The sequence below is a fragment of the Croceitalea vernalis genome (genome assembly GCF_031846405.1).
Classification (GTDB): domain Bacteria; phylum Bacteroidota; class Bacteroidia; order Flavobacteriales; family Flavobacteriaceae; genus Croceitalea; species Croceitalea vernalis.
The window spans coordinates 385043-399648 of record NZ_JAVRHU010000001.1 but is presented as its reverse complement, the minus strand read 5'-3'; the positions used below and the strand labels follow the sequence as shown (position 1 = coordinate 399648).

The 14606-nt window shown below is 34.2% G+C and carries 14 protein-coding genes; 1 reads left to right on the top strand and 13 read right to left on the bottom strand.

Annotation, left to right across the window (positions count from 1 at the left end):
* Positions 1 to 3: 3 nt before the first annotated feature.
* Positions 4 to 1110: a DNA polymerase IV gene (gene dinB / locus RM520_RS01755; protein WP_311386756.1), complete on the bottom strand. Its 1107-nt coding sequence runs from the start codon at positions 1108 to 1110 to the stop codon at positions 4 to 6.
* Between the two features lie 27 nt (positions 1111 to 1137).
* Between dinB and RM520_RS01750 the strand changes: the two genes are divergently transcribed.
* On the top strand, positions 1138 to 1611 hold the full coding sequence (locus tag RM520_RS01750) for a CYTH domain-containing protein (protein ID WP_311386755.1): 474 nt from the start codon (positions 1138 to 1140) through the stop codon (positions 1609 to 1611).
* 20 nt (positions 1612 to 1631) lie between these two features.
* Here RM520_RS01750 and RM520_RS01745 read toward each other — a convergent pair whose 3' ends face one another.
* From RM520_RS01745 to RM520_RS01690, 12 genes are all read right to left on the bottom strand, one after another.
* A complete protein-coding gene (locus RM520_RS01745; protein ID WP_311386754.1) occupies positions 1632 to 2405 on the bottom strand; it encodes a DUF6090 family protein in 774 nt (257 codons plus the stop codon).
* Entirely contained in the window at positions 2380 to 3135 is a 756-nt protein-coding gene (locus tag RM520_RS01740; protein ID WP_311383986.1) for a DUF6090 family protein, read from the bottom strand. The genes RM520_RS01745 and RM520_RS01740 overlap by 26 nt, the downstream gene beginning before the upstream one ends.
* A 78-nt stretch (positions 3136 to 3213) precedes the next feature.
* Positions 3214 to 4347 carry an AEC family transporter gene (locus RM520_RS01735; protein WP_311383985.1) on the bottom strand — a complete coding sequence of 378 codons (1134 nt, stop codon included), beginning with the start codon at positions 4345 to 4347 and terminating at the stop codon, positions 3214 to 3216.
* A gap of 4 nt (positions 4348 to 4351) precedes the next feature.
* Positions 4352 to 5545: a pyridoxal phosphate-dependent aminotransferase gene (locus RM520_RS01730; protein ID WP_311383984.1), complete on the bottom strand. Its 1194-nt coding sequence runs from the start codon at positions 5543 to 5545 to the stop codon at positions 4352 to 4354.
* Between the two features lie 148 nt (positions 5546 to 5693).
* A complete protein-coding gene (locus tag RM520_RS01725; protein ID WP_311383983.1) occupies positions 5694 to 6089 on the bottom strand; it encodes a hypothetical protein in 396 nt (131 codons plus the stop codon).
* A 9-nt stretch (positions 6090 to 6098) separates the two neighbouring features.
* Complete coding sequence (gene pheS / locus RM520_RS01720) at positions 6099 to 7118, bottom strand: phenylalanine--tRNA ligase subunit alpha (RefSeq protein ID WP_311386753.1); 1020 nt, start codon at positions 7116 to 7118, stop codon at positions 6099 to 6101.
* 91 nt (positions 7119 to 7209) lie between these two features.
* The gene (locus RM520_RS01715) at positions 7210 to 9063 is read right to left on the bottom strand and encodes a SulP family inorganic anion transporter (protein WP_311386752.1); all 1854 of its coding nucleotides are present in this window, start codon (positions 9061 to 9063) and stop codon (positions 7210 to 7212) included.
* 108 nt (positions 9064 to 9171) lie between these two features.
* The gene (locus RM520_RS01710; RefSeq protein ID WP_311383980.1) at positions 9172 to 9798 is read right to left on the bottom strand and encodes a carbonic anhydrase family protein; all 627 of its coding nucleotides are present in this window, start codon (positions 9796 to 9798) and stop codon (positions 9172 to 9174) included.
* A 4-nt stretch (positions 9799 to 9802) separates the two neighbouring features.
* Positions 9803 to 11389 carry a SulP family inorganic anion transporter gene (locus RM520_RS01705; protein WP_311383979.1) on the bottom strand — a complete coding sequence of 529 codons (1587 nt, stop codon included), beginning with the start codon at positions 11387 to 11389 and terminating at the stop codon, positions 9803 to 9805.
* Positions 11390 to 11463: 74 nt separating this feature from the next.
* Entirely contained in the window at positions 11464 to 11769 is a 306-nt protein-coding gene (locus RM520_RS01700; RefSeq protein WP_311383978.1) for a hypothetical protein, read from the bottom strand.
* Between the two features lie 57 nt (positions 11770 to 11826).
* Entirely contained in the window at positions 11827 to 12585 is a 759-nt protein-coding gene (locus RM520_RS01695) for a tetratricopeptide repeat protein (protein WP_311383977.1), read from the bottom strand.
* The gene (locus RM520_RS01690) at positions 12582 to 14354 is read right to left on the bottom strand and encodes a BatD family protein (protein ID WP_311387384.1); all 1773 of its coding nucleotides are present in this window, start codon (positions 14352 to 14354) and stop codon (positions 12582 to 12584) included. Before RM520_RS01690 ends, RM520_RS01695 begins: the two co-directional genes overlap by 4 nt.
* Between the last annotated feature and the right edge of the window lie 252 nt (positions 14355 to 14606).

Below are 14606 nucleotides of genomic sequence, written 5' to 3'. Positions count from 1 at the left end.
TTTTTAAAAGTCAAATTTTAACTGCACCAATAGCTTTTTAAGGTCATCTGATTTTTTAATTTTTTTGTCTTCTGTATTCAGGTTTGCTAATGAAATACCTAATAGACGAACAGAGTTTTGTAGTTCTTGTTGGTAAAGTAGCTCTTTTGCTGTCTCAAGAATCAAGGCTTTCTCGGTTATAAAATAGGGTAGGGTTTTACTACGTGTTTGGAGTGTAAAATCGCTGTACTTGATTTTAAGGGTAATTGTTTTTCCTGCAATATTAGATTTTAAAAGTCGACGTTCTAACTCATTTGCAATATGTTCTAAACGTTCGAGCATAAAAATTTCACTACTCAAATTTTCGCTAAAAGTGCGTTCCGCTCCTACCGATTTAGGTATGCGATCTGGTTTAACTTCGCTTAAATGTTTTCCTCTAACTACATCGTAGTAGTAGCTACCACTTTTACCAAATTTCTCATCAAGAAAGTCCAAGGATTTGGTTTTTAAATCATTTCCAGTAAAGATGCCCAGTTTGTACATTTTTTCCGCAGTTACCTTACCTACGCCATAAAATTTACGAATGTCTAAATCTTCTAAAAATTGAATTACTTCCTCGGGGTTAACAGTTTTTTGACCGTTGGGTTTGTTGTAATCACTTGCTATTTTGGCTATGAACTTGTTAATTGAAATTCCAGCTGAGGCTGTAAGACCAGTCTCATTTAGTATTTTTTGTCGAATTTCCTTAGCGATTAAAGTTGCCGAAGGGTTTCCTATTTTGTTTTCAGTAACGTCTAAATAAGCCTCATCTAAGGATAATGGTTCTACTAGGTCAGTATATTCAAAAAAGACTTTTCGAACTTGTTTTGAAATTTCAATATACCTTTCATAACGTGGTTTTACAAAAATCAAATCTGGGCAATTACGCTGTGCAATATAACCGCTCATAGCGCTTCGTACACCAAACTTACGCGCTTCATAACTAGCGGCTGAAACTACGCCGCGTTTTGAGCCCCCACCAACTGCAATGGGCTTGCCTTTGAGCTCAGGATTATCATGCTGTTCTACTGAAGCATAAAAGGCGTCCATATCAACATGAATGATTTTTCGTAATGGAAAATCAAATTCCATACTCAAATTTAGGGTATATTTAGTTTAATGGAACATTTAGAAATAGAACGTAAGTTTTTGGTAGTATCTGAGGCTTATAAAAAAGATGCAACTTCAGAAACTAGAATAGTGCAAGGCTTTTTAAATACTGCGCCAGAGAGAACGGTACGGGTTCGAATAAAAGGCAATAAGGGGTACTTGACTATAAAAGGAAAAGGAAACGAATCTGGCACTACACGTTTTGAATGGGAAAAAGAAATTAGTTTTAAGGATGCTACAAATCTTATTGATTTATGCGAACCTGGAATTCTAGAAAAAATACGTTTTGAGGTGCCCGCTGGTGAGCATCTTTTTGAAATAGATGAGTTTTTAGGGGAGAACGAAGGATTAGTAGTTGCTGAAGTAGAATTACAAAATGAAGATGAACGCTTTGATAAACCAGATTGGTTGGGTGATGAGGTAACTGGGCAAATAAAATACTATAACTCACAGTTAACTAAAAAACCTTTTATTAATTGGTAGCTTATACTTATAACTTAAAATTAATGTTTGTTTAATTCCGTATCAAGTATTTTAAGAACCTTAGCCAGTCTTTTTTCTGTTATTTTTAAATATGAGCGTCTTGTTTTAAAAGTATTATTTAATTGCAAGAGATTATTTATATACTCGTGATTAATGCTTAATAGTTCATAATTTATTGGACTATAAACTTCGGTTGCAACGACATCAAACTCTTTTAAGCGAATAGATAAATTAGGGTTTATTTTAAACAATTGGTTTGTTAGAGGATATAGTTTATTTTCAATTTTGTTATTCATAATATTCTCTCTCGTTTTTATATTGGCAAAGTCTTTTTCATAAAGTGATAGAATATCATTGAGCAAGCTGTCATTCGAAATTATTTTTGCCATTCCATTACCCAATAATTTATAACCAGAGTTTGAATTATTAAAAAAGCTCTTCCGATGTATTAATGCGGTATAAACGGAAATAGATTTATCGTAATTTTTTTCATTAAGACGAACAAGTAAGCTATCCATAGCCCAACTATTTACCCTCACCTTTTTTATTAAAATCTGAAGTTCATTTTCATTTTCATAAAGATCTGCTCTTAGTTGTTGTAATAATTTTAATTCCTGTTTATCCTGTATTCGGCTTTCATTCCAATTGTTTATCTGTAAAGCAATCAAAATACCAATGACAACTAGTACTATTTCACCAACTGCATATTTAAAGTATTTGGTAGTTTTACCCTCTAAAAGGAGGTTTTGACGAATTTTTCTAAAGAATTTAATCATTGGTTTTTTCTTCTTCAATCAATTTTACAATTCTTTGCCCTTTTATTTTTAGGCTGTCATAAACATAAAAATATTTTTCAGTGGCAACTCGTTGCATTATACCAAGCATTTTTGAGTTTTGATAAATTTGCTCTAAGGCTTTTTCTTGGTCTTTTTTTGAGAATTCGTGTGGTGCTTTAGAACTTCCAAAAACTTTATAAACCATTACGATGTCTTTATAGCTTACATCATAGAGCCCTGCTTCCATATTTTCTATGAAGTTGTTTAAGCTTATTTCACTTTCATGTATTTCTTCAAAATAGGCGTAATAATCGAAAATGGCATCTTCTAGCCGTTTACCTTTCAGGTTAGCGATATACCCAGAGCTTTTTAGTGCATCAAAACCAGATTGATTGACATTTAAATATTGTTCCCCAAGTATCCGAACTATTCGCGGCACTAAGTTCATAGGCATAGAATCTAGGTAAGTATAATTTATATAGTCTGCTGCAGCAATGTTTTGACGTATTCTAAGAGCCTTAACCTGATTAATTTTTAGGGTGTCTGATTGTATGTTTTTACTCAAGCCGCTTAAATAGCCATGAAGTTGTTCAGTAGTCTTTCGTTCCTCATTCCAGTTATTAATCTGCAATGCAATTAAAATACCAATAACTACAAGCACAATTTCCCCAAAGGCATATGTTAGATATTTGCCAGTTTTACCTTCTGAAATTACGTTTTGTCGAATGCGGCGAAAAAATTTAAACATGAAAGAGATAGCCAACTATGGCTAGAGGTTTTAGATTGATAACTTCTTGAAAGTTAATCAAATACTTCTAAAAATTGATTAGATGTGCTCTGCTCTTGCTGAATCTAGTTTAGGGTTCAACAGTTTTTGCTTTTTTAGGCTTTTCTTTAACCAAGAAAATAATGCTACTGAAAATCCTAAAACACCTAAAATAACAGCAATAAGAAAAATATTAGGTAGAACAGTTACAACCGTACCTGTATTTAATACCCCCAAAATAAGTAAGGTGGATAAGGGAAAGGACATTGCAAGTATGCTAATAGCATAATTGTTATGAAAGGTTTTCTTTTTTGCTTTGCCTTCTTTTTCTAGGGTATCAATAGCTGAAATATGTGCAAAAGGCCAAAAACTACAGGCGCTTAGTCCAAATGCAAGTAATAGTAATATTTCATTTTGTGCTCGTAAACCGGTAAGTAGAACAAAAAGGCCGCATATCATGAATACTAAGCCAGCTCTTAAAGACAATAAAGAAAAGATTTGAACGAATTGTTTTCTTTTAATTTTTACAGCCAGCCCAATAAATAGAAGTACTAAAGGGGTCATTATCAAGCTCAATTTCTCAAGAGTTTCACTTATTACAAATGGTAATGAATTCATATTTAGGCCAAAACCTAATAACACTAAGGCGACGGCAATAAAGATGTTTACGGGTTCAGAAATCATGGCCTTAAGTAATGAACCTATTTTGGAAGAACCACCTTTTTGTTTTTTGTCATGCAATCTTAAGTACCAATTCATAGCAACTAAGTATAAAATGACCAAAACAAAGACTTTATTACCTAAATCTGCCATTGCAGCTTTGGCCAAATAATCTTCTCCTAAAAATTCTAGAATAAATGGAAAACATGATAAACCGGGTGCCAATGATGGTACCAGCAATCTGGCGGTTCTAAATTCTGAAGTATTTTTTTTAATTCCTAAAAGGGGCAATACTAAAGGAAAAATCAAAAATAAAAGCAGGTTAAGCCCAAGTGCCAAAAGGGGTAACAACAACAAATTCAATTCAATCTGAACACCCAAAAGGGCTATAAAAATGGTAGCAGGAAGCGCAAGATTTAAAATAATCTTTTTGATACCAGTTACCTCTTCCTTTGATTTAAACTTAGCTTTGAGTAAAAAACCAATGAAGATGAAAAATAAGAAAACTATCGTTTTTTGAAAACTAATATCCATTTGACTAAACGATGACTTTACCTAATGCATCCGTAAAAAGTTTCATTTCATCCATAGTACCCATACTTACACGACACCAATTTTTACCCATAAAATTAAATGCTCGAACACCTACTTTTAAATCGGTCATCTTTTTCAAAAATTCTTTCCCTTCCATTTCAATAGGGAAAATCATAAAACTGGTATGAGATGGAACATATTCAATGCCCATTTTGGTAAGTTCAGCATAAACATATTCTCGACAGGCCGTGTTCTTTAGTCTTGAACTTTCAATGAATTCCGCATCGTCCATGGCACCCATAGCTGCGTAAACAGATGGATACGAGATTCCCATTCCAGCTCTTGTTATTTTTTGTAATTTATCTAAGGTTGCTTCTTGAGCAACTGCATAACCTACTCTTAAACCTGCCATACCGTGAATCTTCGAGAACGTTCTGGCGATAATAACGTCTTTACCTTCATTGATTAATGATACCATACTTTTCTTAGCGCCATCATCTAAAAACCATAAATACGCTTCGTCAACAAAGACCGGTACTTTTTCAGAAACTCTTGAACAAAAATCAAGAAGCTCTTTTGAATCTGTTATGGTACCCGTAGGGTTATTAGGGTTACAGATGTAAACTAATTTTGTTTCTTCGTCAATAGCTGCTTCCATGGCCTTTAAATCATGAGACCAGTCATCTTTTAGTGGTACGGGTTTCCAACTACCGCCAGCAGCTTCTGCAACCCGAATTAATGACATATATGCTGGGTCAGCTGAAACAACATTACCCCCATTCATGAAAAGTACCATTGCAGTTTTTTCTAAAAGATCGGATGAACCAGGGCCCATCATGATATTCTTAGAAGTAACGCCTTCAAATTTTGCAATTTTGTCCACTAATTGAAAAAGTTCTTTCCATGCATAACGATTGCCGCCAGAAGCGGAATTTTTTAACGCATCTAATGCCATAGGTGATGGCCCATATGGGTTTTCATTAGCATTAAGCTTAGCTTCTAATACAGGGAATTCTCTAAAATTTTTCGGCAAATATTCTTTAAAAAAGGGGCTATAAATAGCGTCCCCATTTTGATCAAGTTGCAAAGGAGCTGTTGAAGTTTCGGCAAAGCTGAAGTAGGGTGCTGCCATAACTCCACCTGCGGTAAGCATTCCTTTTTTTAACCAGTCTCTTCGGTTTAATCGGGTAGTTCTCATAGGAATAGTTTTTTGAATTAGCTATGTCTCTAAATTAGAAGTAGCTGTCAATAAATCCTATGGTAAAACGATAAAAATCAAGGGGTTAAAATATGATATATGTATTTTTAAGCTATAATAATTATTAATTTCAAATGTTTAAACGAAATTATTTAGCAAAAACACCTTCCATTTCTAAAAGCGGTATACGTACTAAATTATTTTCTGAAACGGTATTTTTCTCAAAAACAAACCGTTTTTCATACAGCTTGTTATCAGCATAATAGGTAAGATAAAATTCATTATTTAAGCTGAGTATGTCTTCAGTAATCATCTCAATTTTTTCAAAGCCTTTGGCCTTAACTTCGCCGAAAGCATAACGCATGGTTGAAGTTTTAACATCTCCCTCGTATCCTTTTGACACCACTAGTGCCATTTCTATTGAAGTATTTCGATTATTTATGATGTAAGCGTTCCAGTCTTTAGATAGAAATTCTTTATTCCATTCATGAGCAACGGCAACATAAACATCCTTGACTATAGGAATTTCAATATCCTTTTTCATAACCGAAAACTATAAAGCGCTTTTAAATTGCTCTAAAAAACGAATATCATTTTCGCTTAATAAACGAATATCAGATATTTGATGAAGTAAAAGGGCAATACGATCTATACCCATGCCAAATGCAAATCCAGAGTATATCTCTGGGTCAATGCCACAATTAGTTAAAACGTTCGGGTCAACCATACCACAACCCATAATTTCTAGCCAGCCTGTGCCTTTGGTCATTTTATAGTCAGTCTCTGTTTCCAAACCCCAATAAACATCTACTTCCGCGCTAGGCTCTGTGAACGGGAAATAAGAAGGGCGAAGTCTAATTTTAGACTTACCGAACATCTCAGAGGTAAAATATTGTAATGTTTGTTTTAAATCGGCAAAAGAAACATTTTTATCAACGTATAAACCTTCTACCTGATGAAAAAAGCAATGTGATCTAGCTGATATCGCCTCGTTACGATAGACCCTGCCTGGTGAAATTGTACGAATAGGTGGTTGGTTGTTTTCCATATAGCGCACTTGAACGGAAGAAGTGTGTGTACGTAACAAAATATCAGGATCTGTTTGAATAAAGAAAGTATCCTGCATATCACGTGCTGGATGGTATTCAGGTAAATTTAAAGCGGTAAAGTTATGCCAGTCATCTTCAATTTCAGGACCTTCTGAAACATTGAAACCTATTCTAGAAAAAATATCAATAATTTGATTTTTGACAATCGAAATTGGATGTCTAGCCCCAATTTCAATAGGGTCTCCAGGTCTTGTTAAATCGCCAAATTGTCCTGAAGATTCAGATTGATTTTCAAGATTTTCTTTTAGAGAATTTACCTTTTCTGCAGCAGTACTTTTTAATTGATTGATGACTTGCCCGAACTCCTTTTTCTGCTCATTAGGCACGTTCTTGAATTCAGCAAAATACTCATTGAGCAGCCCTTTTTTTCCTAAGTACTTAATTCTAAAAGCTTCAATTTCATCTTTAGAGGTACTATTGAATTGTTCAACGATGGCCAGATGCTCCTTAAGGGTGTCAATCATGATTAGCTACTTTGTGCCGGCAAATTTAGTGAATTGTCTTTGAAGAAACCTTAAGGTATGTCCTTCTTGATAAAAGCGATTATAAATAAAGTTATACTACATCTTTAACATTGGTTAAAACCCATGAAAGGCAAGTATCAAAATCTTCAAAAATATGTTCTTTAGGTATTAAGTCAGGGATAATATCAATTCGCTCCATCATATATTTTGGTTGATCTAAAACCTTTACGAATAGTACCGTTTTATTTTGACTTTTTAAATCATGAAGCACATCTTCCATAGCATAAAGCCCAGACTGATCTATATATGGCATGCGACCAAGTCTTATTATAATTGTAGATCCACTATTAGGAATTTGTTCAGCCAATTGCTGAAATTCGCTGGTTGATCCAAAAAATAATGGTCCTTTAATATGTTTTATAAAGACTTCTTCTTTTAAATTTTTAGGAAATTCATTTTCATCTGGCCAAGCTTCTTCAGCTAAAGGTTTGACATCTGAATTTTTTGCAGTTAAGTCTCCTATCTTTTTCATAAAAGTTAATGAAGCCAAAACAAGCCCTATACCTACCGCGTATACTAAATTCCATATAGAAGACAACACCATAACAACCAGCATTATGATAACCTCAGAACTGAGTTTTAATGGTCCGATTTTGATATCTTTTGGTAGATAAGGAATGGCTTTTAGTCCTTTGTAATCCATTACACCAATACCAACAGTTATCAAAATACCTGCTAGAACCGCAGCAGGAATTTTTGAAGCAATAGGTCCTAAAGCAAGAAGAACAATTAACAACAAAACCCCAGCAATCATTCCAGAAAGTTTTGTTTTGCCGCCTGATTTGATATTTACAACAGTTCTGATAGTTGCACCAGCACCTGGGATTCCGCCAAAAATGGCTGCAATGCTATTACCAAGCCCTTGTCCAATTAATTCTTTGTTAGGTTTATGCTTGGTTTGGGTCATATTATCCGCTATTACCGACGTTAGTAATGAATCGATGGCCCCTAAAAGTGCGAGGGTTAATGCTGTAAATATATAAGGTGTTATTGAACTAATATCGAATGCGGTAATAATCTCGAGATTAGGAATTGGCAACCCACTTGGGATTTCTTCTATTGGCCGATAATTTAATTGAAATCCATATGCAATTCCAGACATTACAAGTAAGGCTACAAGAGTACTAGGTACTGCTGTAGTAATTCTTTTAAAACCATAAATTATAATTATAGTTCCAAAAGCCAAAATTAGTTCTAGCCAATTAATGTTTTTAAATGCGCGCCCTAAAACTTTAAAAGTACCTAAAACACCTGAGGCATTATTAGCAGCTAATGTTTGGGCTTCTTTTAAAATTTCGGCTTGAGTTGTTTTTTCACCTTTATTAATGGCTTCTTCAAAATTTTTCAAGGTTAAAACAGATTTCCCTTGCTCTTCTTTTAAGATATTTTCAAGAATTTTTTCTTTTGCACTTTCCTTAAATGTAGAGACATATTCAACATCTTCTTTTGGATAGTACCCTACCGTTGGTAAAATTTGCGTAATAAGAATAATAACGCCAATGGCTGTCATAAAGCCAGACACAACAGGATAGGGAATATATTTTATGTAGGTGCCAAGCCCAAGAATACCAAGCCCAATTTGCATAATACCAGCCAATAAGAAGACAGTTAAAATGGCAGGCAAGGCCTTACTCACATCACCGTCATTAGTGGCGATAATACCTGCGATTACAATCATACTCACGGCCGTCATCGGAGCAGTTGGACCAGAAATTTGAGTGTTTGTTCCTCCAAACAACGCGGCAAAAAATCCTATAAAAATGGCACCGTAAAGACCAGCGCTTGGGCCAAGACCTGAACTCACACCAAATGCTAGTGCCAAGGGCAGAGCAACAATACCAGCAGTAATTCCTCCAAAAATATCTCCTTTTATATGCTTAAACATAGGGTCAATTAATTTTATAAGATTCAGAATCCAAGATACTTATTTTGCGGGAACAAAAAAGGTCAATGATGATTCATCATTGACCTTTTTATAATATTTGCTTACCAATTATAGAAAATGCACCCTGCCATCAGCAATATCGTACATAGCACCAACAATGGAAATTTCACCATTATCTTCCATATCTTTAAGGACAGGGCTCAGGCTTCGTATGTCTTCTATTGTTAAATGAATGTTTTTATTGGCAACTGCATTCACAAAATCAAGATTCTTTGAATTTCGTTGAGTATCATCAGAAGGTTCATTAACTGCTCTAACTGCTGGTTTAATCTTATGAAGCAAAGTAGTTAGATTACCCATTTTAGCGTCATCACAAGCGCCTTTAACTGCACCACAGCTTGTATGGCCTAAGACAACAATTAGTTTTGTACCAGCAAGTTTACAGGCAAACTCCATACTACCTAAAATATCTTCGTTTACAATATTTCCTGCAACTCTAGCGCTAAAAATATCACCAACACCTTGGTCAAAAACAAGTTCTGCAGATACTCTTGAATCAATACAACTTAAAACTGTTGCAAAAGGATATTGACCTGAAGTTGTTTGTTTCACTTGTGTTATTAAATCTCGGCTGGTCATTTTTTTCTCAACAAAACGCGCATTGCCTTCTTTTAGAAGAGTTATTGCAGCATCTGGTGTCATTACAGCTTGTGTTTCTTGTGTTTGTGTTATCATAATATTATGCTGTTTTCTTTCTTAAATTAAAAAATTCAATATAACTAGGAGGGTTTTCTACAATACCTCTCTCAGAGACTAATTTAATATCAATGTCTCTTTCTTTAGCTTTAAATGAAAAGTCTTCTAAAATTTCAATGATATCGTTGTCTAAATAACGCGTTTTTCGCACATCTAATTCTAAATAAGAACCATCAGGTAAACGGTCTAACTCTTTAATGATAGCCCCTTTATTAAAGAAGGTTACTTCTTCAGCTAAAGTCATTTTAAATTTGCTACCATCATTATTCTCTTCAATATGTAAAAAGTGTGAGTTCTGGTAGCTCTTAATTAAAATAACCACAATACCAACAACTAAACCGATACCAATACCCCAAAGAAGGTCTTTAAATACTATTACTAAAACGGTAACAATAAAGGGCAAAAACTGTTTCCAACCTAATTTCCACATGGTTTTAAATAACTGTGGTTTAGCTAGTTTGTAACCAACAATAAACAATACTGCTGCAAGCACAGATAAAGGAATCATGTTAAGCAATGATGGAATTAACATTACCGAAATGAGTAAGAAAAATCCGTGAACAATGGCGGAAAGTTTTGTTTTTCCACCTGATTGTATATTCGCTGAGCTACGAACGATTACTTGAGTAATTGGAATACCACCAATTAAACCAGAAACTATATTTCCGGCACCTTGAGCTAGTAATTCTCTATTCGTAGGAGTAACTCTTTTTTGTGGGTCCAATTTATCTGTCGCTTCAACACATAACAGTGTTTCTAAACTGGCCACTAAAGCTATTGTAAAACCTGCTATCCAAACTTCTATTTTAGTAATTGCGCTAAAAGCAGGAAAACTAAATTGACCAATAAAACTATTAAAGCTATCTGGTACAGGTACGGCAACTAAATGATCATCAGTTATTACAAAAGAACTATCTTTTGTAAAGACATAAAACAGAATACCAACTACAACAGCGACTAGTGGCCCTTGAATTAGTTGAAATATTCTTCCCTTTTTAGAAAGGACATTACTCCACAAAATAAGTATAATCATGGCAATTAAAGCAATTACTGTTGCACCGAGACTATAATTACCGCTTATAATACCACTGATAGTATTAAATATTTCTGAGAATGTGTTTTCTCCATCTATTTGAAAAAATGCGAAGTCGCCTTCAGGATCTTTATCATACCCGAAGAAATATGGAATTTGTTTTAATATAATTATAATTCCGATACCTGTTAGCATTCCTTTAATGACAGAAGAAGGAAAATAATAGCCAATTATTCCAAGGCGAAGAATACCAAACAATAACTGAATAACACCTCCTAAAACTACGGCTACTAAAAAGTTTTCGTAACCTAAAGATGCTATAGCCGCTAAAACTATAGCCGCCAAACCAGCCGCTGGTCCGCTCACGCCGATATGCGAACCACTAAGTGATCCAACAAAAATACCACCGATAATTCCAGCAATTAAACCTGAAAAAAGTGGAGCGCCACTCGCTAATGCAATACCCAAACATAAGGGGAGTGCTACAAAAAATACCACGATACTAGCGGGCAAGTCGTTCTTTAAATTCTTAAACATGTGAAATAGTTTTTAGTCTTCTTAGCTGTTTAACTTTTTGAAGACAATTAAAAAATTGGTTAAAGATTGCTGATTTAAATTACCTCTTTTGGTGGTGGTAATACAATTTCAGAGGAGATATCCGAATATGGAAGGAGTGAAATTTGATTTCTAGTAAGCTCCTGAGCTAAATAAAGACTTCTGTTTTGAGTTGAGTTCGAAAAAAAGAGTTCATTTTCATCAAACTTTTTCTCTGTTTCGTTCTTATTATTTTCTTCTTCATTGAAATCAATAACTAAAGCATTGTCATTATCAGAAGTGCACAGCGATTCTATTGACGGCGCTAAAATAGAAACGACGAGCATTAAAGAAATTAGCGAAAATGTAATAGACTTTGACATTTAGAAAAATGAGCAGTAAAGATAATAGTATAACTATTGAATCTTGTTAAATCTATTTTAAAATTTTTTTAACAGTTTTAAGTTTTCTGCGAGTAGCCAGCCCGTCTGTCCATCCGGTATTTTAACTTTTTGCCAGTCTCCTAATTGCTCAAGCACATTTACTTTGGTTCCTTCATGAAGGGTGAATAGTCTTTCACTACGATTATTAGGTTCCGAGGTCACTACAATTTCACGACTAAAAATGATGGCAGGATTGTCTTTTTTGAATTCATTGAATTGAAAATAAGCCATAACAACTGAGAAAACGGCCAAGACCATAGCGAGAACACTAACAATAAATGAAATTCGTTTGTAGGTGGCGTTATATAAAAAGTAGTAGATAATATAACCTAAAACGAATAAGAAAACCATAAAAACAGCTAAATATGCCCATTGTTCAAATGAAAAATAATTGACAACACTATTGTAAAAACTGACTAAAACCGTTTCGGGCATTTCTTCAATAGCATCAAGCTTCATATTATTGGCATAACTCAAATTGTTTTTTATTTCAACATCATTGGGTTTAAGCAATAACGCTTTTTCATAATAATAAATACTGGGGCCAATTTCTCCGAGCTTATAGTAGGCATTTCCTAAATTAAAATAGAGTTCAGACGAATGTTGTTTGTTTTCTAGAATTTGCTCATAAAATCCTATAGCTTTTTTATAATCACCTTCATTGTATGACCCAGTCGCATGTTGAAACAAGGTGTTATTCTGGCCAAAAGCGCCGAATGATATTAGAAAAAATAAGATAGCTATATAGGTTTTCATAACTGTTTATCTATTCGTGAGATTACTTCACTTGCCTTATTGTAATCCTGTTGCATTTGAACCTCGGTAAATGGACTATACCGTGCCATTTCACAGTTTTTTAAAAGACCAATAAAGTCTTGTATTTGTTCATCTGATACCTTTTTCTCACTTAATAAAGAGGTGATTTTTTCTTTGCTAAATTCTGAAGTTTCAATCTTAAGTTTTGCCTTCAAATAATTATGTAAAGCCTTTTCTAGAGCGATATAAAAATTATCTTCATTACCTAATTCTTTTTTTGCGGTTGACAAGTATTTTCTTGCTAACCTATTTGCTTTCTTCAGCCTATTTCCTTCAACATTTCCTGCATCTTTTTCGCGTTTTTTTCTAAACAAAATAACTATTGGAATAAGTAATAAAGGACCTAATAGCAGCAGATAGAATAAGTTTGAACCAAAAAAATAGTTAACATTCATTCTTGTCAAATTAGGTTTGACTTTAATAAAATGAAATTGCTTACTCGTTGGAACGGCTACTTTAGCAACACCAGTATTATCTATAATTTGATTATCGGTTGGCCCCTCCATCACATCAATAGTGATTTCGTCAGAGTCAATTGTATTATACTTCTTAGTTTTCGGATTAAAGTAACTAAATGAAATTGAAGGTATTGGGTATTTTCCCCTAAAAGATGGTACAACCGTATAGTGGTTTGCAACCTTCCCTTGCATACCTGAAATTGTAGTTCTAACACTTTCATCAAACTCAGGTTCATAAACCTCTAAAGCACTTGGTAAATCTGGTTTAGGAAGTTGAAATAACTTGAGATTACCTTTGCCAGTTACTTCTACAACTGCTTGTAGTGATTCAGATGCATTCAAAGCGGTTTTACTCGTTGATACTGAAAAATCAAATTCGCCTACAGCACCCCCAAAATCAGCAGGTTTTCCGGCCTCAGGTAAGGGTAGTACATTTAAAGTTCGACGACCTGCTGAAACCGTTTTGTTAGCTTGACTATATATTTTACCTCCAAAAAAGTCTCTTCTATTTGTAGGCACGTCTACAAAAATTTCGAGTGACAAAGGTTCAATGTCTAGTTTTCCAGATTTTTGAGGATATAGCACTACTCTTTTAAGAACAACACTACGATAGGGTTTACCCTTATAAGTACCATTATTAGTGGTGTATTTAGTAACTGGAATATCTTGACTCCAGAAATTATTGTATTTAGGGCTATCTACAGGTCTGAAATTTGTCACTGAAATAGATGGACTAATATAAAGTTTGTACACTACGGTAACAGCCTCATTAAGGTATGGATTGCCCTTAGAAACCTCGGCAACTAAATGCAAGCTTTCATCGGCAACATCATTAGCAGTTTTTGGGGCATTCGGATTTTCAACCGCCGCCGTTACCACAATCGTTTTTGGCAAGGTTTTATAGGTATTACCATCAATTTCGATAGTAGATTGATCCAGTTTAAATGTGCCTTGTTTGGTAGGTTTTAATATATACGTGTAAGATTTTGCAAAACTTCTTTTACCATTAATCCATGATGAACTTATAGATTGTGAAGGCCCCATTATGACATTAAAGTTTTCAAAACTAGGAGGGTTAAAATTATCACCGTCCTTATTCATCGTGAATTCTACTCGTAAACGCTCATTTAAACCAAGCTTTTCTTTACTAAGTTTTATTTCGAAAGTGACCTCTTCTTTTTGTTCTTGTGCAATAGTAAGCTTACCCAGAAGTAATAAGGGGAATAAGATTAATATACTTTTAAAGAACATTTTAGGCATTACCAGTCCTTTTCATTTTTAATTTTAGCGCCTTTAACTTTTTTAGCTTCCATTTTTTCTTGCACCTTTTTTTCTTCGTTTTGCATGGCTTCTAACAAGTTTTGAATCTGTTGTTTTGAAAGTTGATTAGGTCTAGGCTTATTCTTTTCTTCAGGTTTATCGCCTTCATTAGGCTTTTGTTTTTGTTCTTTCTTTTCATCACCTTCGCCCTCTTTATTCTCTTCAGGCTTTTCTTTTCCTTTA